Origin of the sequence: Halorussus vallis (assembly GCF_024138165.1) — an archaeon.
Lineage (GTDB): Archaea > Halobacteriota > Halobacteria > Halobacteriales > Haladaptataceae > Halorussus > Halorussus vallis.
In genome coordinates this window covers 1637716-1663292 of the sequence record NZ_CP100000.1, presented here as the reverse complement: position 1 = coordinate 1663292, position 25577 = coordinate 1637716, and the positions used below count along the sequence as shown (strand labels likewise).

At 64.7% G+C, this 25577-nt stretch carries 23 protein-coding genes and 1 pseudogene; 11 read left to right on the top strand and 13 right to left on the bottom strand.

Annotation, left to right across the window (positions count from 1 at the left end):
* Positions 1–184: 184 nt before the first annotated feature.
* Positions 185–1300, top strand: a complete 1116-nt coding sequence (locus NGM07_RS08555; RefSeq protein ID WP_253519473.1) for an ABC transporter ATP-binding protein — start codon at positions 185–187, stop codon at positions 1298–1300.
* 208 nt (positions 1301–1508) lie between these two features.
* Positions 1509–2240 (top strand): IclR family transcriptional regulator, encoded by a 732-nt coding sequence (locus NGM07_RS08550; protein ID WP_253519471.1) that lies wholly within the window; start codon positions 1509–1511, stop codon positions 2238–2240.
* 769 nt (positions 2241–3009) lie between these two features.
* On the opposite strand, the gene NGM07_RS08545 is transcribed toward NGM07_RS08550, so the two are convergent.
* Positions 3010–3831 (bottom strand): undecaprenyl-diphosphate phosphatase, encoded by an 822-nt coding sequence (locus NGM07_RS08545; protein WP_253519469.1) that lies wholly within the window; start codon positions 3829–3831, stop codon positions 3010–3012.
* A 296-nt stretch (positions 3832–4127) separates the two neighbouring features.
* Here NGM07_RS08545 and NGM07_RS08540 point away from each other — a divergent pair, with 296 nt between their 5' ends.
* The 3 genes from NGM07_RS08540 to NGM07_RS08530 all read left to right on the top strand — a co-directional run bounded on the left by NGM07_RS08540 (position 4128) and on the right by NGM07_RS08530 (position 10419).
* A complete protein-coding gene (locus tag NGM07_RS08540) occupies positions 4128–7472 on the top strand; it encodes a PKD domain-containing protein (RefSeq protein ID WP_253519466.1) in 3345 nt (1114 codons plus the stop codon).
* 236 nt (positions 7473–7708) lie between these two features.
* The gene (locus NGM07_RS08535) at positions 7709–8959 is read left to right on the top strand and encodes an RNA-guided endonuclease InsQ/TnpB family protein (protein WP_253519463.1); all 1251 of its coding nucleotides are present in this window, start codon (positions 7709–7711) and stop codon (positions 8957–8959) included.
* Positions 8960–9327: 368 nt separating this feature from the next.
* Positions 9328–10419 carry an aminopeptidase gene (locus NGM07_RS08530; RefSeq protein WP_253519461.1) on the top strand — a complete coding sequence of 364 codons (1092 nt, stop codon included), beginning with the start codon at positions 9328–9330 and terminating at the stop codon, positions 10417–10419.
* A gap of 389 nt (positions 10420–10808) precedes the next feature.
* On the opposite strand, the gene NGM07_RS08525 is transcribed toward NGM07_RS08530, so the two are convergent.
* The 4 genes from NGM07_RS08525 to NGM07_RS08510 all read right to left on the bottom strand — a co-directional run bounded on the left by NGM07_RS08525 (position 10809) and on the right by NGM07_RS08510 (position 13173).
* Positions 10809–11168, bottom strand: coding sequence for a DUF7344 domain-containing protein (locus NGM07_RS08525; RefSeq protein ID WP_253519458.1), 360 nt, complete (start codon positions 11166–11168; stop codon positions 10809–10811).
* A gap of 69 nt (positions 11169–11237) precedes the next feature.
* On the bottom strand, positions 11238–11894 hold the full coding sequence (locus NGM07_RS08520; protein WP_368410283.1) for a helix-turn-helix domain-containing protein: 657 nt from the start codon (positions 11892–11894) through the stop codon (positions 11238–11240).
* A 235-nt stretch (positions 11895–12129) separates the two neighbouring features.
* Positions 12130–12696 carry a hypothetical protein gene (locus NGM07_RS08515; RefSeq protein ID WP_253519454.1) on the bottom strand — a complete coding sequence of 189 codons (567 nt, stop codon included), beginning with the start codon at positions 12694–12696 and terminating at the stop codon, positions 12130–12132.
* Between the two features lie 84 nt (positions 12697–12780).
* Positions 12781–13173 (bottom strand): DUF7383 domain-containing protein, encoded by a 393-nt coding sequence (locus NGM07_RS08510; protein ID WP_253519452.1) that lies wholly within the window; start codon positions 13171–13173, stop codon positions 12781–12783.
* A 555-nt stretch (positions 13174–13728) separates the two neighbouring features.
* Between NGM07_RS08510 and NGM07_RS08505 the strand changes: the two genes are divergently transcribed.
* Positions 13729–15072, top strand: coding sequence for a tRNA pseudouridine(54/55) synthase Pus10 (locus NGM07_RS08505; protein WP_253519451.1), 1344 nt, complete (start codon positions 13729–13731; stop codon positions 15070–15072).
* Positions 15073–15119: 47 nt separating this feature from the next.
* On the opposite strand, the gene NGM07_RS08500 is transcribed toward NGM07_RS08505, so the two are convergent.
* Complete coding sequence (locus NGM07_RS08500; RefSeq protein ID WP_253519449.1) at positions 15120–16394, bottom strand: RNA-guided endonuclease InsQ/TnpB family protein; 1275 nt, start codon at positions 16392–16394, stop codon at positions 15120–15122.
* Positions 16391–16531: pseudogene (locus NGM07_RS08495) on the bottom strand (transposase); the annotation flags it as partial. The gene NGM07_RS08500 and the pseudogene NGM07_RS08495, both read right to left, overlap by 4 nt.
* Before the next feature lie 27 nt (positions 16532–16558).
* Here NGM07_RS08495 and NGM07_RS08490 point away from each other — a divergent pair.
* Both NGM07_RS08490 and NGM07_RS08485 read left to right on the top strand, forming a co-directional pair.
* Positions 16559–16750: a hypothetical protein gene (locus NGM07_RS08490; RefSeq protein ID WP_253519447.1), complete on the top strand. Its 192-nt coding sequence runs from the start codon at positions 16559–16561 to the stop codon at positions 16748–16750.
* A 149-nt stretch (positions 16751–16899) separates the two neighbouring features.
* The gene (locus NGM07_RS08485) at positions 16900–17658 is read left to right on the top strand and encodes a DUF2270 domain-containing protein (protein WP_253519445.1); all 759 of its coding nucleotides are present in this window, start codon (positions 16900–16902) and stop codon (positions 17656–17658) included.
* Positions 17659–17680: 22 nt separating this feature from the next.
* Here the strand turns inward: NGM07_RS08485 and NGM07_RS08480 are convergent, their stop codons facing one another.
* The 3 genes from NGM07_RS08480 to NGM07_RS08470 all read right to left on the bottom strand — a co-directional run bounded on the left by NGM07_RS08480 (position 17681) and on the right by NGM07_RS08470 (position 19362).
* A complete protein-coding gene (locus NGM07_RS08480; protein ID WP_253519443.1) occupies positions 17681–18337 on the bottom strand; it encodes an ERCC4 domain-containing protein in 657 nt (218 codons plus the stop codon).
* A 109-nt stretch (positions 18338–18446) separates the two neighbouring features.
* Positions 18447–19019: a DUF892 family protein gene (locus NGM07_RS08475; RefSeq protein WP_253519440.1), complete on the bottom strand. Its 573-nt coding sequence runs from the start codon at positions 19017–19019 to the stop codon at positions 18447–18449.
* A 13-nt stretch (positions 19020–19032) separates the two neighbouring features.
* Positions 19033–19362 (bottom strand): DUF5789 family protein, encoded by a 330-nt coding sequence (locus tag NGM07_RS08470; protein ID WP_253519437.1) that lies wholly within the window; start codon positions 19360–19362, stop codon positions 19033–19035.
* Positions 19363–19539: 177 nt separating this feature from the next.
* Here NGM07_RS08470 and rnhB point away from each other — a divergent pair, with 177 nt between their 5' ends.
* On the top strand, positions 19540–20181 hold the full coding sequence (gene rnhB / locus NGM07_RS08465; protein WP_253520167.1) for a ribonuclease HII: 642 nt from the start codon (positions 19540–19542) through the stop codon (positions 20179–20181).
* A 1010-nt stretch (positions 20182–21191) separates the two neighbouring features.
* Here the strand turns inward: rnhB and NGM07_RS08460 are convergent.
* On the bottom strand, positions 21192–21470 hold the full coding sequence (locus NGM07_RS08460; RefSeq protein ID WP_253519434.1) for a hypothetical protein: 279 nt from the start codon (positions 21468–21470) through the stop codon (positions 21192–21194).
* Positions 21471–21640: 170 nt separating this feature from the next.
* On the opposite strand from NGM07_RS08460, the gene NGM07_RS08455 reads away from it, so the two are divergent.
* The gene (locus NGM07_RS08455) at positions 21641–22261 is read left to right on the top strand and encodes a twin-arginine translocation signal domain-containing protein (protein WP_253519431.1); all 621 of its coding nucleotides are present in this window, start codon (positions 21641–21643) and stop codon (positions 22259–22261) included.
* Positions 22262–22388: 127 nt separating this feature from the next.
* Here NGM07_RS08455 and NGM07_RS08450 read toward each other — a convergent pair whose 3' ends face one another.
* Entirely contained in the window at positions 22389–23966 is a 1578-nt protein-coding gene (locus NGM07_RS08450; RefSeq protein WP_253519429.1) for a preprotein translocase subunit SecD, read from the bottom strand.
* Positions 23963–24847 carry a protein translocase subunit SecF gene (gene secF / locus NGM07_RS08445; protein WP_253519426.1) on the bottom strand — a complete coding sequence of 295 codons (885 nt, stop codon included), beginning with the start codon at positions 24845–24847 and terminating at the stop codon, positions 23963–23965. Before secF ends, NGM07_RS08450 begins: the two co-directional genes overlap by 4 nt.
* Positions 24848–25054: 207 nt before the next feature.
* On the opposite strand from secF, the gene NGM07_RS08440 reads away from it, so the two are divergent.
* Positions 25055–25411: a DUF7968 family protein gene (locus tag NGM07_RS08440; protein WP_253519423.1), complete on the top strand. Its 357-nt coding sequence runs from the start codon at positions 25055–25057 to the stop codon at positions 25409–25411.
* Positions 25412–25577: the final 166 nt, after the last annotated feature.

Here is a 25577-nt window from a genome sequence, read left to right as displayed (position 1 = left end):
TCTTTCATGAATATGGGCGTCGAAGGCCATCGCGACGGGCGCGATAACGGCTTCGAAGAAGGCCAGCGACCCGTTCGGCGCCGTTCGTCGCGATTCGTCGGGCGTAACGTCACTCGAAGCTGTAAGCGATCACTCACACCCAAAACTATTTGCTCGTCCGTACAGCCTTATGAGACAAGCTCTCATGAGTGGTGTTAGCTTTACCGACGTCAGAAAGGAGTACGGCGGGTCTATCGTCGCCGTCGACGACTTCGACCTCGAAATCGAGGACGGCGAGTTCGTATCGATCGTCGGCCCGTCCGGGTCGGGGAAGTCGACATTACTCCGGATGGTCGCCGGCCTCGAAGAGATAACCGACGGGACGATAGAGATCAGCGACCGCGTGGTCAACGGCGTCGACCCGCAGAACCGGGGCGTCGCGATGGTGTTCCAGAACTACGCGCTGTACCCCCACATGAACGTTCGCAAGAACATGTCCTACGGGCTGAAGCTGACCACCGACATGTCCGACGACCAGATCGACCGCCGCGTCGAGGAGGCCGCCGAGATGATGGGCATCGAGAATCTGCTCGACAAGAAGCCCGGAAATCTCTCGGGAGGACAACAACAGCGGGTGGCCACCGGGCGGGCCATCGTCCGCGACCCCGATGCGTTCCTGATGGACGAACCGCTGTCGAACCTCGACGCCAAACTCAAGATTCACATGCGGACGGAACTGCAGCGGATCCACGACGATCTCGAAACCACGACGCTGTACGTCACCCACGACCAGGAAGAGGCGATGACGATGAGCGACCGGATCGTCATCCTGGCGAACGGGCAGTGCCAGCAGGTCGGAACGCCCGAAGAGGTCTATCACGAACCCGCGAACGAGTTCGTCGCCGGTTTCATCGGGAGTCCGTCGATGAACATCTACGACGTCAGGTTGGAGGACCGGGCGCTGGTCAACGAGGTGATTCGGTACGAACTCACGGAGGAAACCGCGTCTCAAATCGAGACGAACCGCACAAACGACCATCTCCGCCTCGGCATCCGCCCCGAACACGTGGAAATCTCCGAGAACCCCGCGGAAGGAGACTTGACTGCGAACGTCGACGTCGTCGAACCCATCGGGAGCGACTACTACGTCTACCTCACCATGGGTGACCTGGAGGGTACCGTCCGCATCACCGACCGGTGGCATCCGGACCCGGGCGAGGACGTCGGGATTACGTTCGACGAGTCCGACATCCACGTCTTCGACCGCGAGACGGAGGAGAACCTGCTCATAGAGCGCGACCGGGACCTGGCAGCGGTGTAACCGGCGAACCCGCCGTTTCCCATTTGGAAACACCTCTCCTTTCTTCTTCCGCTGCGAGCGACTGTGGCGGTTCTCGGCCGGTTGATCGTCGCTCGCCGGTTTTCTGAAGCGCTATTCGATTCCGGAGAAGCACGGGTATCTTGGCTTCGTGAGTCGGCTGTTTCCCTATGGGAAACGTTATGGGGGTCGATATCGAACTCGAAGTAAAATGGCTAACGTACCCATACAATCGACGACCACCACGTTCGGCATCGTAGAAGCACTCAAGGAACTCGGCGAAGCGGGCGTCACCGAAATCGCGGAGGTCGCGGGTACGTCCAAGAGCGCGACGTACAAACACCTCGATACGCTGCGCCGCCTCGGCTACGTGCAGAAAGACGATGGACACTACGAACTCGGACTACGCTTTTTCGAATTAGGAAACGGAGTCCGCGAGCGAAACGAACTGTACCGAATCGCTCGGCCACCGGTCGACAATCTCGCCGCGACGACCGGCGAGACGGTCTTCCTCGTGGTGGAGGAAAACGGGGACGCGGTTTGCATCTACGAGGCGCGGCCGGGGAACGAGGCCCGTGCGACTGCGTCCGGTGGACGACGGGAACCGCTTGTCGAATCGATCGCCGGCCGGGCGCTTCTCGCGTACCGACCGGAGTCCGACGTTCGAGAGTGCGTTCCAGACGATTACGACGGGGACCAGGTTCGGACTCTCCGCTCCGAACTCCGTCACATCAGGGATCGACACCTGGCGATCGAACGAAGCGGCTCCGAAGATGGCCGGAACAGCGTCGCAGTGCCCATTCGAAATGCCGACGACTACTCCGTCGGCGCGCTCGTGGTTAGCGGTTCGGCCGCGAGCCTGTCGGGCAAACGCCTCGAAGAAGACATAACCGGCCTCGTCGTCAGCACGGCGAAGAGCATCGAAGTCGACCACGCCCAGTAGCGTTTCCCTCTGAGAAACGCTACCGGGGAATCCTCCACGTTTCTTCATGAGAAACCCTGCGGCCGCGCCTCTCATCTTCGTTGACTTCTTCTCGGACGGAGGTCGGCGGTAGAATCGCGTCTGACGAGCGGCACGTAGAATAACAATCCTAAGTCTGTTACCCGTATATACCTATTCTGTTCTCGGAGAGGCCCACCCGTTCGGCCTCGGACGCGATATTGACATAAGTAATTGTAAAAAGATGGAATGGTTAATATCCTATATTTTGCGCTATCTATCGAACGTGTATGGGCCTGAGTAGAGGAAAGGCGGAAATAATATATTTATTCAGCAAATAACTTCCCCTATTTCGGTTAAAGAACTCGGGATGGGGGATCTATCCTGTTCTACTGCGATGGATGGCAGCGACTCAATGAGAAAACTCTCGATGCTCCGTCCTAATTGTTCGTTCCGACGCTGTCGTGAACATCGTGACCTCGGAAGAATTCCTCGCTCACGCGATACACGACTATCGAAAACGGAGAGTGTTACAAGAAGTTATGTTCAAGGCCTTGGTGCAGTTTCGGGCGGTGCGGATCCGCACGTCGGAGGACTCGCCTATCCGTCCAGGGGTGCAAACGGCTATGTCGTCACACTCGAACTCAAGTTTCGAAGATTCGGTTTCGCGGTACGATGGCCGTCCGTAGTCGTGAACCGCCTCGGGGTCCCCCGAGGCACTCGACCTTCTCCGCCTGTAGAAGTGCAGTCGCCTCCGCCGCGACCGGCGCAGTCAAATCCCGATCGCGATTATTGCACCGCCGACCATCGCCAGTGCGCCCAAGCCGACGCACACCGCCCAGAAGGCGACCCGCTCGACGACCCGCATCAGCGCGCCGATGGTCAGGAAGCCCACCACCGCGCTCACCGCCAGCGCGAGCAGCGCGGCCTCAACCGGAATCGCCGGCACGCCGTCGTCTGCGAGCACCAGGACGCCCGCGCCGAGCGCCGCGGGAATCGACAGCAGGAAGGAGAGTCGGAACGACGACTCGGCGTCGTGGCCCCGGAACAGTAGCCCCGAAATCGTCGTGCCCGAGCGCGAGACGCCCGGAAGAATGGCGAGGCCCTGGAGCACGCCCACCAGCAGGGCGTCGGCGAAGTCCGGGTACTCTCGGCCGCCGAGTTCGAAGTCGTCGGCCACCCGCTGGAGGACGCCGGTGGCGACCAGCAGCAGGCCGACGACCGCGACGAACGCGCCGCCGGTGAGCGCCGACATCACGGCTTCGACGGTGAGGTAGGCCGCGATGCCCACCACGCCCGAGACGAGCGTCGCGACCGCGAGGAACGTGAAAGTCGCGCGGTCGGGTCCAAACGCCGACTTCGGCCGCCATCGCGGGAGTTCCGCCAGCACGTCCCGGAGTTCGCCGCGGTAGTACGCCGCCGCCGAGACGGCGGTGCCGGCGTGGAGGAACAGCGAAAGGCCGACCGCCGCCTCGGGGTCGGTCCCGATGGCGGTCAGGAAGATGGTGAGGTTGCCCTCGCTGGAGATGGGCAACCACTCGAAGACGCCCTGGAGGAGTCCGGCGACGAGGGCGATGAGGGTAGACCGGTCCATGGTGAGTCGGCGTCAGCGGTCGGTTAAAGGTGGTTCGGTTCCGGACGAAGGCGGCGTTCGGCGGGAAGCGCGCGGTGATCCGTGGCGGAAAACGCAAGCAGGCGCGCTGCCGCGGACGACGGCGAGTACCCGAACCCCCGTCGGACCGCCGCGGCGACGGATCGTAGACGCGGCGGTCCTCGCGTCAACGAATCTATAAATAAATATAAGAATTCAATTTGAAATCCAATATTTTAATAAGGGGTGGCGGGAACCGACGAACGACGACCGCTCGCCCGGTTTGGCACGCGATAGACATGGCACGCGAAAACTCTCCCCTCGGTAGCGGCGGCACTCCTCGTTCGGTCGCCCTCGCGGCGGCCCTGCTGGCAGTGCTGGCCGCCTTCACGCCCGCATCGACAGCCGTCGCGCTCGACGGCGCAGTTTCCGCGACCGCGGCCAACGACGCCGCGACCGCGTCGGACGGAACGGTCGCGCTTGCCGGCACCCTCGAACGCGCGGCGGGCGGCCCGGCCGCGAACGTCCCGCTCCGCCTCGTGAACCTGAGCGACAACGGCGCCGGCGCGGACGCAGAAGGGGCCGACTCGAACGGGACCGTCGATACGAACCTGACCGACGACGCGGGCCGGTTCGAGTTCCGAGCGCCCGAGAACGGGAGCTACGGCCTCGTCGCGGTCCGGAACGGAACCCGGCACGCCGTCGCCCGCGACGGCGCGCCGGACCTCTACTCGTTCGGCCCCGTGAACGCCTCGGACGACGGGCCGCTCGATCTCACGCTCCCGAACGCCACGCGGTTGAACGTCACCGTCGAGGCGGCGAACGGGACGCCCGTGGACGACGCGCACGTGCGCGTCGTCCACGCCGTCGAGGGCGCGAACGCGACGCTCTCGGGGACCACTGACGAGCGCGGTCGCTTGACAGCCGGCGACGGACCGGCCGGCGTCGACGTCGCTGGCGAGGTGACCGTCGCGGTCCGGTCGCCGACCGCCGACCTGCTCGGCAACGTCACGACGGTTTCGGCCCCGAGCGACCCCGGCGGAACCGAAACCGGCGACGGAAACGCGACGGCCGCCCGCGAGGTCACCGTCGTCCTCCCGCGAAACGACACCACCAAGCCCACGCTCCGGTACGCCGTCGACGGGCAGAACGCCTCGAACCGGTCGGCCGACGCCCCGTGGACCGTGAACGTCTCCGAACCGGTGACGTTCGACGCGAGCGATTCGACCGACGACTCGGGGACGACCGTCGTCGCCTGGACGTTCGAGAACGAGACGGTCCGCGAGCGGTCGGTCGCCCACCGCTTCGCCCGCCCGAAGAACTACTCGGTCGGACTGACGGTCGCCGACCGGTCGGGCAACCGCAGACGCGCGACCGTCTCCGTCCGCGCCGTTGACCGCACGGCGCCGAACGCGACGTTCGCGACGAACGCGACTGCTCCGAGCGGAACCGACGCTTCGGGGAACGAAACCGACGCCGGGACGCTCCCCGTCGTCACGATGAACGAAACCGTCCGCTTCGACGCCTCCGGGAGCGCCGACGGCCACCGCATCGCCGAGTACCGCTGGGACTTCGACGGCGACGGCGACCCTGAGAACGTCACCCGGGACCCGACGGTCACCTGGGCCTTCGCCGAGCGCGGGAACGTCACCGTGAACCTCACCGTCGAGGACCCGAGCGGCAACGCGGCCACCGCGACACGGCGACTCCGCGTGGAGGTACCTCCGCCCATCGCGGAGTTCACCGTCTCGCCTACGTCGCCTGGAATCGGCGAGAACGTCACCTTCGACGCCGGGGTGACCGTCGCGGCCGCGAACGTCACCAACTACACGTGGACCATCGGCGAGCAGACGACGTTCGAGGGCGGGGTGAAGACGTACTCGGAGTTCTCGGACAGCGGCACCTACGAGGTCACCCTCGAAGTCAGAGACGAGTACGGCCGGACGAGTGAGGTCACCCGGACCGTCACGGTGCCCAACAGGGCGCCGGTCGCCAACGCCAGCCACAATCAGACCGTCGCACCGGGCGAGCAGGTCACCCTCTACGGCGGCTACTCCGTGGACCCCGACGATACGCGACTCTTCGCCTGGAACCAGACCGACGGTCCCACGGTCGAACTCTCGAACGCTTCGGCGATGTCGCCGCGGTTCGTCGCCCCGAACGTGACGGAGAACCGAACCCTCGACTTCGAGTTGACGGTCGCCGACGAACACGGCAAGCGGAGTACCGACGCCGTCTCGGTGTTCGTCGTCCCGACCGACCTCGGGAACGAGACGAACGGTTCTGACCCAGGGAACGTCACCGACCCCGGAAACGCGACGGACGGCGGGAACACCACCGACCTGGGGAACGTGACCGACGGCGGGAACGTGACTGACGGTGGAAACGTGACTGACGGCAACGACGCCCCGCCGACGACCGGTGGTTCCGCCGGAGGCGGCGGTGCCGTCGACGGTGGGGCGGGAGCCGGCGGCGGAGGCGGGAACTCCGGTGGCGGTGGCAGCGCTGGTGGTGGCGGTGCGCCTGCCGCCGGTAGCGGTGGCGGCGGTAGCGGCGGTGGCAGTTCGTCCGCTGGAAGTTCGTCCGGCGGCGGTGGCGGTAGTTCCGCTGGCGCCGGTAGCGGCGGTGGCGGGGCCACCGCCGCGGGCGGTTCGAACTCGGGCGGTTCGGCGGAACCGAAGTCGGTCGACGGGTCGCCCGCGTCCGGGGACGACCCCGACGCCGCGGCCGTCCGGACGACCGTTCCGGCGGCCGACCGCGTGCTCGCGGCCGTCTCGGCCGCGAGCGCCGACCGCCCCGCGGAGATCGAGTTCCCCGACGGCTTCGGGTCGAACCGCTCGGCGCTCGACTCGCTCCGCGTGACGCCCGCCGCGGAGTCGACCGCGACGGCGTTCTCGCTGTCGGTGCGGTCGCTGTCGACCCGCCCGAAGTCGGTCCCCGACCCCGGCGCCCGCGATGTGCTCTCGTGGATGCGAGTGGACAAGCAGCGACTCACGAACGACGACGTCGAGACGGCGCGGTTCGGCTTCCGGGTCGCGGCCGCCGAGTTGGACGCTCGCGGGGTCGCGCCCTCGGCGGTGCGCCTCTACCGCTACTCCGGCGGGCGCTGGCAGGTGCTGCCGACGACGCTCGTCGGTCGGAGCGACGGCGCCTACCGATTCGAGGCCCGGAGTCCGGGCTTCTCGGTGTTCGCGGTCGGCGTCGCGCCGCCCGAACTCGACGTGACCGCCGCGAAACTCGACGCGAAGAAGATCGCCGCCGGCGAGTCGGCCCGTGTCACCGCGACCGTGCGGAACCGCGGCTCCGGCGGGAAACTCACGGTCGCGCTGGTGGCCAACGGGACGACCGTCGTCGAAAAGCGGGTGACGCTCGCGGCCAACGCGACCCGGCAGGTGTCGTTCGCGCCGAGGTTCCCCGACGCCGGACGCCTGGCGCTCTCGGTCGGCGACGTCGCCGCCGGGACGCTGACGGTGACCGACAGCGCGGCGCTACAGGACGACGGGGCGTCGAACACCCCCGGGACTCGCGGCTCGAGCGGATCGGGAATCGGCGGCGGCCTCGGCTTCGGCTCGAACGGCCTCTACATCGGGCTGTTCCTCGCGGCGATGCTCGGGGCGGCGCTGTGGGGCTACCTGCTCAGTTGAAACCCCTCTCCCTCGGCTCGTTCTGACTTCGACTCTGTCCTTGACTCCCCCGGCTCAGTCCTCCGCGTCGCGCTCGTCGTCCATCGCCCCGGCGTCTATCTTTCTGCGAGGAGAGAATCCTGCGGTTTACGGCGGGAGTGAATCCGACAACTCCTCCACAACCCACCGACGGCACTCGGGCCGGATATTCTACGCTAATCCGAGTCATTAAGTAGGTTTGTCTACATAGGCTATGCATGGCGATTGAGGTCACGCGCACCTACATTGGTTCCATCCAAAACCACCAACAGGTGTGTGATGGCCTCGATTCGCTCGGAGAATCCGCCTCGAAAATCTGGAACGTCGCACGCTGGACAGCCGACCGCATCTGGGATGAAACCGGCGAAATCCCAGACGAAGGCGTGCTGAAATCGTATATGAAGAACCAGTCGTGCTGGAAAGACTTGAATGCACAATCCAGTCAGAAAGTCATCGAAGAACTTTCCGACGCTTTCCAGTCATGGTTCGACCTGCGACACAAGTTTGACGAGGCGAATCCGCCCGGCTACCGCAAACACGGCGATACTCGACCCAAGAGTACGGTCACGTTCAAAGCAGACGGGTTCAAACACGACCCAGCGAACAACCGCGTCCGACTCTCAAAAGGCTCGAACCTCAAAGAGAGTTGGTCGGACTTCATCCTCTGTGAATACAAGACGCGCCCCGACGTTGACCTCTCAGAAGTCAACAGGGTGCAGAACGTTCGGGCCGTCTGGAACGAAGCTGAGTGGGAACTGCACTTCGTCTGCAAAGTCAGCCTCGAAACGGACGACTCCGCAGGCGACGAAGTGGCAGGTATCGACCTCGGCATCAAGAACATCGCCACCGTCGCCTTCCCCGACGAATACGTCCTGTATCCGGGGAACTCGCTCAAAGAAGACAAGCACTACTTCACGCGAGCAGAGTACGACACTGAGGGTGAAAACGGTCCGTCCGAGAAGTCGATGTGGGCGCGTCGGAAACTCGCAGAACGCGAAATCCACTTCTACCACGTTCTCACGGACACCATCATCACAGAGTGTGTCGAACGCGACGTTGGCACGCTCACGGTGAGTTGGCCCGAAGACGTGCGCGAGTCAGACTGGGGGAAGACTGGAAACAAGAAATTCCACACGTGGGCGTTCGACCGTATCTATCAGTACCTCGCGTACAAAGGTGAGATACGTGGTGTCGAAGTGCTGAAAGAGAACGAGTGGAATACCTCAAAAACGTGTTCAGCGTGTGGTGACGACACGAAGTCAAACCGCAAGCATCGTGGCTTGTACGTTTGCTCGTCGTGCGGGTTAGTTGGAAACGCGGATTGTAACGGGGCGGAGAATATGCGCCAGAAGATAACTCCGAGTCCTCACGGCGAGGATAGGAGTAACGGCTGTGTGGCACAGCCATCGGTGCACCTGTTCGACCGCGAGAGCGGGACGTTTCGCACGAGAGAACAAGTCGTATCGTAGACCGGCAAATATCCCACCTGCGGTACGGGAAGCCCCGCCGTTCACGGCGGGGAGGATGTCACAAGTTCCTACACTGCCGGAGTGAAACCGCGGGTGCGAAGTCGGACCGAAGTGGACCGGTATGAGTCGACTTCAGCCCTCGCATGGCATTTACACCCTCTCGAACCATCCGTCGGTTCTATATCTCGACGGTGTCGGGCGCACCGGTGACCTTCGGCAGCGCCCCACCGTCACATCCCCCGCGTGCGACGAGCGACGCGCGGGTCGCTGTGGCTCGTGGTCTGTCCGTCACGGCCCGAATTGGATTCCTCGCCGAACAGAAATCTCGTTCTGCGAACCCTTTTTGCCCCCGCGTCTGTCCGGACCCCATGGACGAACGCGTCGAGCGACACGCCGAGATTCTGGTCGACCACTGCACCGATGTCGGTCCCGAGGACAACGTCCTCGTCCGGGCGCCCGCGACCGCCGACGACCTGGTCGTCGCGCTCTACGAGAAACTCGGCGAGCGCGGCGCGCGCCCGTCGCTCGCGTGGACGAACGCGCGGGCCGGCCGGGCGTACGCACGCGCGATGGACGAAGAAGACTTCCGGACGAAGGACCACGAACTCGCGGCGATGGCCGAAACAGATGTGGTCTTCCTCATCGGCGGCGCGACCAACCGTTCCGAGCAGAGCGACGTCGACCCGGCGAAGACGGCCGCGAGGGGTCGCGCCCACCGACCCGTGCTCGAAGAGCGCCTCGGAACGCGGTGGGTCATCTCCCAGCACCCGACGCCCGCCGACGCCCAGAAGGCCGAGATGAGCACCGAAGCCTACGAGGAGTTCGTCTACAACGCGGTGAACAAGGACTGGCAAGCCCAGAAGGAGTTCCAGGCCCAGATGGTCGACGTCCTGGACCCCGCTGAGGAGGTCCGTATTGTCTCGGGCGACGACACCGACCTCCGGATGAGCGTCGCCGGCATGAAGACGGTCAACGACTACGGCGAGAAGAACCTGCCCGGCGGCGAAGTGTTCACCTCGCCGGTCGTCGACAGCGTCGAAGGAACGCTGTTCGTGGACATGCCGTTCGTCTCGAACGGCCGGGAGGTCCGCGACGCCCGCTTCGAGTTCGAGGGCGGCGAAGTCGTCGCGTACAGTGCAGGCCGGAACGAAGACGTGCTAGACGGAATCCTCGACACCGACGATGGCGCGCGCCGGCTCGGCGAACTCGGCATCGGGATGAACCGCGACATCGACCGATTCACGTACAACATGCTGTTCGACGAGAAGATGGGCGACACCGTCCACTTCGCGCTCGGCAACGCCATCGAGGAGGCCGTGCCCGACGACGCCGAGTTCAACGAGAGCGCGCGCCACGCCGACATGATCGTCGACATGAGCGAGGAGTCGTTCATCGAAGTCGACGGCGAAATCGTCCAGCGCGACGGGACGTTCCAGTTCGAGGACGGCTTCGAGGGATAGCGTGATTCGGCCGAGGCGCGACGCGCCTCGGCCGAATCACGGATTAGCGAGCGGCGAATCACGAAACGAGGAACAACGAAGTCGCGAGTAGCGAGATTTACCGGATGCGCAGGCGCATCCAGTAAATCTCGAACCCATCCGTATCTAAAACAGTACGGCGGTCAGCGCGCGGTACGAACCAACACCGATTTTCCTATTCGTCCTTCAGCGTGAGCAGTTGGAGGGCCTCCCGAATCTGGTAGTCTTTTTCGTCCAACTCCTCGGTTTCCAGCGCCTCGGTGAGGGCTTCGACCGCCCTTTCCCGTTCGATCACGTGCGTCTCGTCGTTTGTGGGGTTTCTAGTCGTCATACTGCGATGACCTGGTGTGAACGGCGTGCGTTGAACGAGTTCATACTTCGGGCGGCGTTGCGAGCGCGGGATCGGCGTCGAGGATGGCCGAGAGGTGGGGCTCTCCCCGGGCGAACTGTGCTGTCGGTTTCACCAACTGGCGTTCGGGGTCGTGTTCCACGAGCGCGGCGTCCTCTAACCGCGGGAGGTGGACGTGATGCAGGGCGGTTTCGATTCGCGTCACCGTCTCGCCGGAGGTTTCTGTCGGTGGCACGGGGTGGTCGCGTTTGACGATCTCCTTCGTAAGATCGTTCGTCGCCACCGACTGCCGTCGATCCGCGAGCGCCGCGAGGACGATTCGGCGATGATTGTGTTGACACAGGTCGAGAACCGTGTCGAACTTGAGGGGATTTCCACTCATCATAGTTCTGTAGACGCCCTGCGCGGTTCACGGCTACTTTTTAGTACACAACCTCTTTTTAAGTAGCCTTCAATCCAACGGGCGTAATTCGGACAGCGCGCTGCCGAGAATCGAACTGATTCCGCGGCGGAGTCGAGACGCGACCGCTTGCTGGGAGATGCCGAGTTCGTCGCCGATGTCCTCCATCGTCACGTCGCGCGGCGTGTTGAAGTACCCGCGTTCGTACGCGAGCACCAGTGCCTCCTGCTGCGTGTCGGTGAGCGCGGCCTCGGTCTCGGACTCGATCGGGGTGAGCGCGTGAAGCTTGGTGAGCGTGATCGGGATGTCCAACTCCCGACAGCGGTCCTGAAACGACCCGATGTCTCGGCGATCGTCTCCTCGGATTTCGAACGTCCACTGCTCGTCCGTGCCGACGGCTTCGATGAGGGGGACCTCCGTCTCCATCAGTGTGTTCATAACGCCGTCGTACTCCAGTGACCACTCGACGCGCAACAGGTACTGGTCGGTAACCGAATCGACGAACCGGATGTTCTCCACGCCCGGATGGTCGAGAAACGCACCCTCGATGTCGTCGACTTCGGTCCCTCGAACCCAGAAGTAGGGAATCACGACGTCCTGCGACGGGATGATTCGCTCCAGTTCGACCGTCACCCCCGGCAGCTGTTCGAACACGGTTCCCAGGGGAAACTGCTCCGACGGGACCGTGAACGTCGCCTCGGTCGCCATGGTTCGGTTCATGGTGTTCCGTCGGGAAAGACCTGATGCCCGTACGAACGAGCGGCGCGGAACTCCTGCTTGTACGTTCGCCCGGAGGCCGGGGGTAGCACTGACGTGACCACCACCCGAACGATAACCGCGCGTTCCGCCTCCCTCGCGGTCGACTCGATTTCATCGGCGTGTGAGAGCCTCAACAGGGCCGGAACCGCTGAAATGGGCGCATCGAGAAGCCCGGCGGAAACTCCTACTCCAGGACGGGACCGACGTTCCTGACGGGATTGCCCAGCAGGTCGATGACCGGCCCCTCCTCGCGGAGGTGGACGTCCAGAATCCCGTGGCCGTGTTCGAGGTCGTGGAGCCGGTAGGCGCCGTCCTCACCGCAGTCGGGGTCCAGCAACCAGTTGACCTTCGCGGTCGAACCGCCGGCCTCCATCAGCAGGCGCGAGTGCCCGTCGGCGCTCATCCGGAACTGGTTGTCGCCGCGCGGCGAGTAGGTCCGGAGGACGGTGTCTTCGCTCCCGCCCTGGACGTTCAGGCGCTTGAGGCGACTCGGGTTGGCGTGTCCGGTGGGATGGCGGCGGGTGTAGACGCCCCAGTGGTCGTGCTTCGCATCCGCGGCCGTGGTCGCGACGACGTCGCCGTCGGCCCAGTGGTGGACCGCGGTGTTGTACTGCAGCGAGTCCTCGGGGGCGCTCGGGTCGGCGGCGTGGAGGTTGAGGTGACCGAGTCGACCAAGCAGTTCGAGCACGTCTTCGAGGGTGACGTAGTCGGCGAGGTCCGGCAGGCTGGTGTTCGCGTCGATGTCGCGCATACCTCCTCGGGGGCGCTCCGCCGCGGAGTAACTGACGGCCGATCGGAAGCGAGTCGGTTTTTCGACCGATTTACCTCTGGTCGGTCACTCCTCTACTGGTTCGCGCCAGTGGATGGTCACGTTGTTCACCGCGAAGCTATCGTCGGTTTCGGTGTCTCGCAAGACCCGCAGGGTGTTCGTCCCCTCCCGCAGTTCGACGTCGGTGATGGCGTCCTCCCAGTACTGCCAGCCATCGGACGGCGGCACGTCGAAGCCGCTCAGCGCCTCGCCGTTCACCAGCAGTTCGTGGCCGTAGCGGCCGACCCGGAACGCCTGCAACCCGACGTAGGCGTCGACCGCCTCGCCGGTCGGCACCTCGAAGTCGAACTCGGCGGTGGCGTCGCCGGCGTAGTCGGCCCACGGCACGTCGAGGGCGTCCTTGTTCGGTCCGAGGTGGGCGCCGACGTTCACGAGCGCGTAGTTCGCGCGATGGGACATGGTCGGGTAGTCGACCTCTGCGTACAAAATCGGTGTGGGCGCTACGCGAGGTAGTTAGCGGTCGAGAGCGGAGTGCGACGGCGTCCGTAGTTGCGACCGCGACCGAAACTAGATTACTTCGACTACAACTGAAACCGAACAACTACGACTGCAACTGCGATTGCGACCGCCACCGCAACCGCGACCGCACTTACACTCCACAAATGAGTACCCGCACCGCCAGCGCGCGCCACGCAAAAAGTGGGGTTTCGCGCGAACACTCCACGCCACTGTCGCGCGTGCAGTCGGACCCTCGTGGTCCGACTGCACGCGCGAGGGACGAGCGAACGAAGTGAGCGAGTCGGCTGGGGAGGTCGTGGTTGCGGTTGCGGTCCCTCATTTGCATCGTGTAAGTAGCAGTCTGCGGGATTGTCCAACAGCGGTCTGCAGTGCTGACGAGTAGCGGTCCGCGTAATTCTCGTCCTCCCTCCCGAAGTAGTAGAAAAGTCCGAAAGCCAGCCGAGAGGGGCGGTCGAATGAGAAACCCGTAAACCGCCCCGTCACCACGTCTCGGACATGACCATCCTCGACGATGCCCGCCGGGTAATCGAGAACGGCCCGGTGTGCGATTCCTGCCTCGGGCGGTGTTTCGCCGACCGAAGCTTCGGACTGACCAACGACGAGCGGGGGAACGCGCTCCGGGTCGCGGCGGCGCTGGAGGACGACGAACCTTACGAGGACGAGGACGCCGAGTGCTGGGTCTGCGAGGGCGAGAGCGCCCGGTTCGACCTGTGGGCCGAGACGGTCGCCGACGCGCTCGAAGGCTGGGAGTTCGACACCTACCAGGTCGGCACCCGGACCCCGCCGCTGATCGAGGAGAACGAGGTGCTCCTCCGGGAGTCGGCCGGCCTCCCCGAGGACGCCGGCGAACTGTTCAAGTCCGAGTTCAACCGCGAGGTCGGCAAGCGGGTCGGTCGGCTCACCGGCGCCGAAGTCGACTTCGGGCGCCCCGACGTGCTGGCGCTGCTGAACGTCGAGGCCGCCCCCGAACCCGGGTCGGACGAGGGTATCTCCTCGCACGCGGTCGACGTCCAGATCAACTCCGCGTTCGTCTACGGCCGGTACCGGAAGCTCGAACGCGACATCCCCCAGACCGAGTGGCCCTGCCGGGAGTGCGGCGGGTCGGGCAAGCAACTCGCCGAGGACGGCGGCGAGGAGCCCTGCGACTACTGCGGCGGGTCGGGCTACATGTACGAAGAGAGCGTCGAACAGCTCACGACCCCGCCGGTACTCTCGGCGATGGACGGCGGGGAGGCGCTGTTCCACGGCGCGGGCCGCGAGGACGTCGACGCGCTGATGCTCGGGACGGGGCGGCCGTTCGTCATCGAGGTCAAGCGCCCCCGCGTGCGGAACGTCGACGCCACCGCCCTTCAGGACGAGATCAACGAGTTCGCCGACGGGAAGGTCGAGGTCACGGACCTCGCGCTGGCGACCCACGCGATGGTCGAGCGCGTGAAGGAACTCGACGCGAGCAAGACCTACCGGATGGACGTGGAGTTCGACGACGACGTGACCGAGTCGGCGCTCGACGAGGCCATCGCGGAACTCGACGGCGCGACCGTCGAGCAGGACACGCCCCAGCGCGTCGACCATCGCCGGGCGAGTCTGACCCGGACGCGGCAGGCCTACGACGTGTCGGGCCACCTCGAAGACCCCCGCCACGCCGAACTCGAAACCCACGGCGAGGGCGGCCTCTACATCAAGGAACTCGTCAGCGGCGACGAGGGCCGCACCGACCCGAGCCTCGCGGGCCTGTTGGGCGTCGGTGCGGTCGTCACCGCCCTCGACGTGGTCGCGGTCGAGGGCGAGGACGAACCCTTCGACGCGCCCGAGTTTCTGAAGGCGTCGGTAGAAGCTTGACATCCTCCCCGCGCTAAAGCGCGAGGATCCCTCCGTTGGGGGTTCAGCTACCGACCCACGGAGGCAACTTGCGGGTTCGTGCGCACTTCTTTGGGACTTTCGTGAGGGTGTGGTTTCCCCGACCAGTCGTGGTCGTCCCACTCGAATCGCACGGGCCGTGCCATCGGCCTGATTTCCGTATCGCTGTTTTCTCGAAGGAACGTCTCTGACGCCGTGAGGTCGGCGTGCCCCTCGAAACCACACGGACACGTCAGCGTATCCCCGTGGCGAACCGTCTCGTCGTGGTCGCCACACTCGGGACACATCTGACTCGTCCACGCTTCCGACTCGACTTCGAGGCTGATACCGTACTCCTCACAGACGCACGCGAGGCGGTGGATGAACCTCTTGAACGCCCAGAAGTTGTGCGTCTTCTCGTTCACCCTGACCGACCAGTGCGTTTCCAGCACGTCGGTCAAGTCGCCCACGTATACCGTCGCCACACCCTCGTCGTACAGTCGTTCAACCAGGTCGCGCACCAGCGCATGCTGTGCGTGGTCACGGCGCTTCGTCCGCTGTCGGTAGAGCCGCCGAATCCGTTTGGAACTGTAGCGCCCCTCGCGGAGTTTCGACTGGAGGCGAGCGATTTCGTCGGTCGTCTCTCGAAACCGTCCGAACAACTCCCGACCGTCGTAGAGGTACTGGTTCCCGGTGGTCGTGGAACAGGCGACGAGATTGTTCGCGCCAACGTCGAGGGCGGCTTCTTCGGAAGCCAGTGGTGAATCCAGTCGAGAATCAGGGACGGTGACTGGTTGGAAAGCCCTGAACGTGCCGTTAACCTCGTCGTACTCAATTTCCAGACGACCCTGTTTCCCGTCCCACTTCGGGTTGCCTCGGACTTCGAGGCGGAGTCGTTCGTGGTAGCCGAGTCCGTATTCGTCTTTCAGCTCTTGCCCGACAGGGATTTCGAGACGGCTACGCTTGCCCCACTGAATCGTGTACTGGTTGTTTCGGATGTAGGTACGGAGTTCGCGTCCGTCCTCCTCGTTGCCCCAGTACGATGGTGGGTTGGCGTACTCGCCTTTCTCCTTGAGGGCGAAGAACGACCGCCACGCTTCCGAGTTTTTGCGCGTGACCTGTTGGACGGTCGCGCTACCAACGACACCGTTGTAGCGCCCTCGGTACTCGGAGGTGTCCCACACGTCGCCGTCCCCAAAGTAGTTCTGACGACGTTCGTAGGTGAGTTCGTTCCATAGCGAGGCAGAGGCGTCGAGTAGCCGTAGGAGGCACTCTTTGTCGTTCTCGGACTGTGGCACGACCTCGAAGGTGTTGACGCGCTTCATTCGCCGCCACCTTCCTGTTCAGCGATGTAGCGTTCGACAGCGCCCTTCGAGGCACTACTCGCTGTTCCAACGTAGTAGGAACGAGTCCACTTCACGCGGTCGTCGTACCGCTGGTTATACTTCCGCTTCTCTTCGCCAGCGTTAGCGTCGCGTTCCTCGTTGGATTGTGGCAACTGAAAAGTCGAGCGTGGGGGTGGGCGCTGATCTGGTGGGCGCTGTTCTTCGTCTTCTGGCCGCTTGCGGCGTACGTCTCCCCGCACTTCACGGTCATCGATGGGGGATGGGTACTCCCCATCCCAGCGTTCGTCTGGTTCGTGTATCGCCAGCACGAACTGTATCTCGATAGCCGTGACTGACGAACGCGCACGACGTGTCGAGCGGTACCGCCGACCGAGTTCCGGAACACGGAGCGGATGACGAAACCGAACGACGAACTATCGGAACGCGGCGGTCCCCGAACCCTCGCGCCACAAACCGTAGGTGAGAGTCGCCCGTAACCCCGGACATGGGGGACTCAGGGGACGCGGAGAGCGACGACCGCGGCGAGGAGGGCGAGCGCGACGAGCTACCGGACGACGACCCCGGCGACCGACTGAGCGAGGCCATCGGCGAGACGGTCGCGAGCGACCCCTCGGACATGCTCGGCCTGCTAGGTCACTTCTACCGGGGGCAGATGGACCGCGTGACCGCGTGGCGGGGGCGACTCGACCAGACCTCCTACTGGGCGGTGACCATCATCGCCGCGATTCTGACGTGGGTGTTCTCCAGTCCGGGTAACCCCCACTACCTCCTGCTGGTCGCCATGGGCGCGATGATGGTGTTCCTCGTCATCGAGGCGCGGCGCTACCGGGCGTACGACGTGTGGCGCGAGCGCGTCCGCATGCTGGAGGAGGACCTGTTCGCGGAGATGTTCGACCCGGACCAGGAGCGGGTTCACGCCGACTGGCGCACCCGCCTCTCGGCCGACCTCCGGAATCCCGCGCTCAAGACCTCGATGCTGACCGCGCTCGCCAGGCGGCTCAGGCGCATCTACTACCCGCTGTTGCTCGTGCTGTTGGCCGCGTGGCTCACGCGAATCACGGTGTTCGAACCGAAGCAGGCGTGGTGGCAGACCGCCAGGATACTCGGGATTCCCGGCTCCGCCGTCGTCGCCGCGGTCGCGGCGTTTTACCTCGCGGCGACCGCGCTCGTCGGCTACGAGGTGATCTGGGGGTCGGCCGACGAGTTCCACGAGCGCGAGGAGTACGACCCGTGGAACGAGTGACGGTCGTCGAGTCGGATTCGAGTCACTCGCACTCGCGAAGCGCCGCCAGAATCGCGTCGGCGCGCTTCTCGCCCACTCCTTCGACCGCGAGCAGGTCGTCGCGGTCGGCCGCGACGAGCGACTCGACGGTGGGAAACGCCTCGTAGAGCGCGTCCGCGGTTCGGGTTCCGACGCCCTCGATACAGCCGTACATCCGCTTTGCGGTGGGTTCGGTCCGGCCGGTCACCGCGCCGACAGGGAGCGGTCGTGCGGAGGGTTCCTCGGCGTGCTTACGGATCAACCGGACCGCCACGTCGACCAGTCGTTCGCGGTCCGAGCAGGGAATCACCGGAGTGTCGTACCGAGCGGCGAAGGAGGCCATCGACCCGTGGACCGCCGCCGGGTTCAGGTCGGGCCAGTGCTCGCCGACGTCCCGGAGGTCGCCCTCCAGCAGTACGTAGGTGTGGTCGTAGGCCTCCGTCATCTTCTCGACCTGGTCGCGGAGGACGGTCCCGGTCGGCCCGAGCGCGGAACTCACGTAGTCGGCGACGGTCTTGCGCTCGATGCCGATTCCGTCGACCGCGATGTCGGCCGCCGGAAGCCGCCTGACTTCGACGCTGGCCACGTCGGGATGCTCGCGGAAGGCCCGGACAACGTCCGAGGGTTCGCGGTCGTCGACGACGCAGTCGACTCGTTGCACGGCCGACGGTACGCGGCCGAGCGGTATCAGGCTCCCGCCCGTTCGTGCGGCCGAAACGTTCGTCTCCGACCGTGCGGCGGTTCGTCGGAGAGCGAGTCAGCGCCGCCGGTCAGTCCATCGGCGTCTCGTCGGCCAGGTGCGCGAGCAGCGACCGGGCGTCGTCGCTCTCGTCGAGGTCCCGCGATTCTCGGAGCGTAGACTCGATGTCGTCGCGGTTCGCTTCGAGTTCGTCGACGACCTCGTCGTTCACGTCGAGCGGTTCGGCGACGGCGAACGCGCTGTCGTAGCACTGGCTCACCAGTTGCTCGGCCTTGATGGCCGCGTCGAGGTAGTACGGATTGCGCAGGGCGTCGTCGAGCACGACGTTGTTGAACCGCTCTTTCTCCTGCGCGAGCGCGTCGACCACGAGGTCGTCGCGCTCGCGGTCGGTCGTCGTGGCGACGTGGTCTATCGCGTCGAACGCCCGGCCGAGTCGGTCGACGCGCTCGTCGGTTCGCTCGCGGTGGTCCGCGAACAGTTCTCGGGCGGCGTCCCGGAACTCCGAGTCCGGGGTGTCGTCGAGCGAGTCGACCTCGGCGTCGGTCGCCAGCGTCGCCAACAGCTCCGCGAGGTGCGACTCGGCGCTCCGAATCCCCTCGAGTTCGTACACGAACAGATCGTACAGCGTTTCTACGTTGACCATTCCCGGTCCCCGCTCAGAACGACTCCTGCTCGGGGTTGCGGTCCTCGCCGACCACCGGCGGGTCGCGGTCGCTGTAGCGGGGCCGGCCCACTGCGTCGCGCTCGACGCCGTTGAGCACCGCGAGCTGGAGGTCGTCGGTCGTCCCGTACTCCTCGTGGCCCGACGTGTCGAGTATCCCGCGGAGTCGCTCGGAGCCCCCGCCCGGGTACTCGACCTCCACGTCGCCGAACTCCTCGATGACCTCGTCGGTCGTCACCGGGAAGTCGTCGGGGTCGAACAGTTCGTGGAGTTTGTCCATCTCCAGCGAACGGAGTCGGCCGGTGTCGTCTGGTTCGTTCTCCATCGCACCAAGTTAGTGGCGTCGTTCGGAAAGCGCTTCGGGCCGATTCGTCCCCGCCGCTCTCCGTCGATTTCCCGAACGAATCGCCGACCCCGTTCAGTAATCTACAACTACCGCGAGTCCGTCCGTGCGTCCGTGTTCGGGGTAGACGAAGCCGGCAAGGGACCGGTCCTGGGGTCGATGTTCGCGGCGTGCGTCGCGGTCGAGGACCCGGAGACGCTTCCGTCGGACATCGACGACTCGAAGAACCTCGCGCCCGCGCGCCGCGAGGAACTGGCGGCCGCGCTCCGCGACGCCGACCGCGTCGCGGTCGGCGTCGCAGAGATTCCGGTCGCGCGAATCGATAGCCCGGAAACCGACATGAACACGCTCACGGTCGAGGCCCACGCCGACGCGCTCTCGAAGGTCCTGACCGACGGCGGGGCGGAGTCGGGCGACGCGTCGCCCGACTCCGCCGCACTCGCGGGCGTCGTCGACGCCGGCGACACCAGCGAGGAACGGTTCGCCCGCCGGGTCGCCGACCGCGTCGCGGCCGACGTCGAGGTGACCGCGGAACACGGTGCCGACGAGACTCACGCCGTGGTCGGGGCCGCCAGCATCGTGGCGAAGGTCGAACGCGACGCCCACGTCGCGGCGCTCGCCGACGCGCACGCCGAGTACGGCGACCTCGGGTCGGGCTACCCCAGTGACCCCAAGACGCGGGCGTTCCTGGCCGACTACGTCGAGGCCAACGGTGACCTGCCCGACTGCGCGCGCCGTAGCTGGTCGACCTGTGATGACGTGCTGGCGGCCCACGAACAGTCGGGGCTTGACCAATTCTAACCGGACCGGTCGAAACCCCCCGTTACGAGGGGGATGTCCGTTCGTCTACTGACAGATGTCCGGACACTGCGGAGTGGAACTGCAACAACCGCTCGGAGTAGTCACGCAGTTCCCGTATCGCCAGTCGAGAATCGTGCATCGACCACTCTGACAGCACTCGACTTTCACTTGGAAACACCCACACGGGCTATTTTCCGTACATGCACAGTCTTGGCTCGGTTTGTGGTAACAGTCACCCTTCCAGCTCGTTTGGCAGAAATCTTCGGTTCCCACGTCCGAACCGTCCGCCGATATGAACTTCGCCTCACCATCGGCGGTCTGCGACTCTACTACCGCAAAGCTTCGGTCGCTTTCGGGTTCGACAGCGATGCGGAGCTTCGAATTCGGGAGTTGCTTCACCACCTGGAGTTGGACGACTGCTTCACTACCGCGGACATACGAGAAAGCCATAACTCCTTCTTCGATCTCGGTAGCGTCGGCTCCCGTCAGCACCTCGCCGATTCCTAAACTTGACACCTCCTGACTTTCGATTAGGCCACGATTAGCCAGCACGGTGAGGATGTCCGTTCCGTGCTCTCGGAAAGCTTCCTCAGCGCTATCCGCTGAACTGTATTCTGCTACTAACCCTCGCAGTTGTTCGACGGTGGGCTTTACTTCCAGTCCGGCCATTTCGGCCGCTCGCGATAGTCCCGGAACCACTGCCGCCGCAGAGGCGAACCCTCCCGACGTCTTCAGAAATCTCCGCCTGTCGGGATTTCGACTCACGATACTGTTGAGCACTTCGGATCGGCTTGGGTCGTTATCACCAGACATCAAGACATATATACAACATATAGGAGTTAAATATTTTGTCTAGAAATTAGAAATAAACGCAGCGTGCCGGATACTGATGGAGCGGGATAGGGTCGAGTCAGAACGAACGAGCACTCGTAGATGGTGACGACGGTGAGCCCCGAAGGTCGTCGAGCAGGAGAATCTCGACCGACTCGTCGCGATGATGGCCGCGTTAATCACCACTCGGCGGTCGGCCCGAGCGACCGCGGTCCCCACTTCAGCAACAGCGTCCGGATTCCGAGGCCGACCAGCGCCACGCCGAAGACGACGAACCCCGCCGTGACGTAGTTCCAGTCGGCGGCGTTGATACCGCCGGCGGCCAGCCCTAGGCCGGCGAAGATGCCGAGAATCGCGACGAACGTCCAGAACAGTCGCTCGCCGAGGACGGTCAGTTCGGCGCGGATTGCCCGTCGGACGGTTCGTTCGAGTTCCTCGTCGGACGCGTCGGAGGACATACCCGCGAATAGTTCTCAATCCTATAAGAATGCGAGGGTTAACGCGGGATGCCTCCGCAAGGAACATTCTCTTCCCGTGACTCATTCGGGAACTCCAGCGCAGGATATTATAACTCTAAAAATACAGAAAATAATAAGTGTTTACCGAACTTAGGTGTTCTCGCAGTCCCATGAGAAACGACATAAATCGACGCAACGTCCTGAAGGGTCTCGGGGCCGGTGCCGCCACTCTCGGCGGCGTCGGTGTGAACGCCGCTGCGAAAGGACAACCGGAGGTGACCGAGCTAGAAGGCGCTCACGCCGACCGCGTCATCGCCGACTACGACAATCCGGACGCTGTCCGCCGAGTCCTCGCGGAGCACGACGACATGCTGCAGGAACTCCAACAGCGAGGGTTGCTGGAGAGTGCAGACGTTGACAACCTCGGCGTTGACACCTTATCCCCGCTCGACCCGGAGGGGAAGACGGAGTCTGAACAGGTCGTGGCGAAGAAGATCGACGATACCGTAACCCCGGAGATAGTCATCGGGCGAAAGACGCCGGAAGGCATGTTGACGATCGGTATCCGGCCAGAGACTGGCGAGCGTTACGCGCTCGTCAACTCGCCCGAGGAAACCAAAGCCGAAGTCCTCGACGACGTTACGACGATGTGGTCGTGTAGCGACCCGTGTTGCGACGCGAGCTGCTGTCCGGTTGACAGCTGTGAGCCGAACACGATCTGTGCCTGCAACGATTGCTGCGTGAACTGCTCCTGCGGTGTCGACCCCGCTTGCTGGGGATACTGCGCATAAACTCACCCACTTTTTGTCGGGTTCTTACATAACCTCGGGAAGTGCGCGGGGTTAGTCGTCTCCGCGGCCCTGCAGTCGTCGAGAGAAATCGGCCTGCACGCGAGCAGAAAACCTACTCGCTCGACTTCTACCGGTCGGTCAGCAGGCTCCGCAGGATGTCGCCGTAGGCCGGCCGGGTCACCAGCACGCCGATGAGCACGCCGAGGATGGTGACGATGGCGAAGCCCTGGAGGTCGCCGAGGCTGAGAACCGCGAGCGGACTCATCGCGATGATGGTCGTCGCGGCGGCCGCGCCGATGACCCAGAACGCCTTGCGGAAGCGGCTCTGGAAGACGCGACTGGAGTTCACGTCGCCCTCGCTCATCACCTCGTCGGCGATGATGATGAGGTCGTCCACCCCGGTCCCGATGACCGCGATGAAGCCGGCGATGTGGCTCAGGTCCAGCGGTAAGCCGATCGCGGCCGCGAACCCGAGGAGGATGACGACCTCCGAGAGCGCGGTGACGAGCATCGGCGCCGCGACCTTCGGGTCACCGTACCGGAGGAACACCACGCCGCTGACCGCCAGCACCGCCGCGAGGCCGGTGATGAACGAGAACAGCTTGAACTCCTCGGCGAGGCTGGGCGCGAGGTAGTACGACGTGCCCGCCTGCATGTCGAGCGAGGCGGGGAGCGCGCCGGCGTTCAGGTGAATCTGGAGTTCGCGCGCCTCGGACATGTTCGTCGTCAGCATCCGGAAGTTCCCCGTCTGGGTGAACTCCCCGGACCGAATCGTCTGGGCGAGGTTCGGTCCCATCCCGGCGCCGTAGACGACCTCACCGTCGACGACCGTGTAGAGGCAGTATCCGGAGTCGTTCTTGCGCTCAGGGTAGTAACACGACGAAACGCCCTGGCCCGTGAACCCGAACTGGTTCATCGCGTTCGAGAAGTTCTGGGCGGCCTGGTTGTTGAGCACCACGGGGACGTAGGGCCGTCCGCTGCGGCTCGTCTCCGCCGTACCGATGCTCGCGAAGTCCTCCGCGGTGAGCAGCGGCGTGTTCCGATACTCGGTCGTGTTCCCGCTTCGATTCGCGGGGTAGTGAGCCACGACCTGGACCTTCCCGCGCCGGGTCACGAGGTCCTCGACCTGACTCCGGTTGGCGTTGGGCATCTCGATGACGACGAAGTTCTCGCCGTTGGCGGTCGTCACCTGCTGGACCCGGCCGCCGGAGAGTCCGGCGTTCGAGATCTTGTCGCTCAGGATTCGGACGATGGTGTCCCGGGTCTGGGAGGTGACGCCCTGCCGGACCGTCTCGTAACTGTAGCCCGCCCGGTCGAGCGCCGACCGGAACTCCGACTTCGTGACGTTACTGCCGAACACCTCGACGGTCGGCGACTCGCCCCGCTGGTCCGGGAAGCGGGCGGTCACGTCGGAGACGGTCACGCCCGAGAGGTTCCCGGCGACCCGCCGTTCGACGGTTCCGGGCTGGGTCCCCTGCGGGATGTCGACGCCCTCGGCGGTCAGGCCGTTGACCGGTGCGCGGATGCGGGTGCCGCCGGACAGTTCGAGGCCGTACTGGAGGTTGGTCGGGCCGTCGCTGCCCTGCTCGACGACAGCACCGTCCTGGTTGCTGTTCCCGCCGACGCCGGGCGCGAGCAGCGCGAAACTGCTGGCGAGCAGGAAGAACACGAGCAGGAGGACGCGCCAGTTCTCGCGGAAGTTCATCGTGCGACCCCCTCGTACTTGTACCAGCGGAGCAGGCTGAGATTGAGCATGTAGGTGTTCATCAGGTCGGTGGCCAGACCGAGCACGAGCACGACGCCGATGGACGCCAGCAGGTCGATCTGGAAGATGTAGGCGACCACGGCCATCACGGCCATCGCGGCCAGCGACGTCACCGTCATCGTCACGCCGGTCCGCATCGCCCGGTAGGTCGACTCGTAGAAGCTACCGGAACGCCGCAGGATGTGGTTGTTGAGCAGGATGTCGGAGTCGACGGAGTAACCGATGAGCATCAGCAGGGCCGCGACGGTCCCCAGCGAGAGTTCGATGCCCAGCAGGTTCATCAGCGCGACCGGAATCACGATGTCGCTGAACGCCGAGAGCACGACGGCGATGGAGGGGACGAAGCTCCGGAACATGAGGAAGACGAGCGCACTCATGCCGGCGAACGCGAGTCCGAGACCGTAGAGCGCGAGGCGCTGGGTATTCGCTCCGAAGCTCGCGGAGGTACCCTGGACGGACTTCACGATGTCGCCCTTCTGCTGGCCCTGCACCGGTTGTAAGTTGTTCTGGGCCTGCTGGGCCAGGTTGTCGGCTTCCGGCCCGAACGACACGATGTAGGTGTTCGGTTCGGTCTGGACGGGGCTGACCGACTCCACCTCCGCGTCGAACTGGTTCGGAATCTCGGAGGCGGGCGTCGCGGTCTGGACGCGGAGCTCCGTTCCGCCAGTGAACTCGGTTCCGAGCTGTACCGGCGCACCGGTGGTCACGTACCACCCGGCGATTATCAGCAGCGCGACGGCCAACACCGCGAGCGGGACGGCCGCCAACTGCCGATTCGTGTACCGGGTGTAGTCGACTTCCGGCACTTCGAACGCTACCATTGTTGTCCGATTGCGTGACGGCTTCGAATAAGCCTTCTTATCCATCGTGTGGGAGCGTATGGCACGGTATCGGACGTTCTGCGAGCGCGATTCGCGCTCACCGAGCGCCTTCCGAGCGCCCGCCGACCAGCGGAGTCCGGCGAGCGCGCGCGGAGCGCCGCCGACCCCGCAAGAAGCCCTATAGGTCCCGCGCGTCTACGTTCGTCCATGGCTACCGAACCCGACACGGACTCCGAGAACGCCGACCTGCGGCCCGCCGACCGCGTCGTCGTCTCGTACCCCGAGGACCTGAGCGACTGGGGTCGATTCCAGGTCGAAGGAAGTCCCTTCAAGGCGTACCTCCGCAAGACCCGGACCGGCAAGGTCCGCGAGGGCGACGAGTGGGAGGAGTTCGTCGGCGTCGGCTGCTGCGGTAGCACGCTCGACGTGCCGCTCCGAATCGAGCGCATCGAGGGCGGCGACACGTTCGGCCCGGAGACGGACGTCGAGTTCGACGTGCGCGAGGCCTGCGGCATCCGCGGCGGCTGGCAGGTCCAGAGCAAGGAAGGGCCGAACGAGGTCTGACAGAAGTCTCGACTTACCTCTTGGCGCGCGCTGGCGCGGCCCTGCGGTCACGCGAGCAACGCGAGGGTGACCTCGGAAGACGCAGGTTGTCTTCCGGCGGTTTAGGGCCGCGCCAGCGCGCGAGGTCTTCGGGAGCGTCAGCGACCGAAGGCTCGTCAGAGCGTTG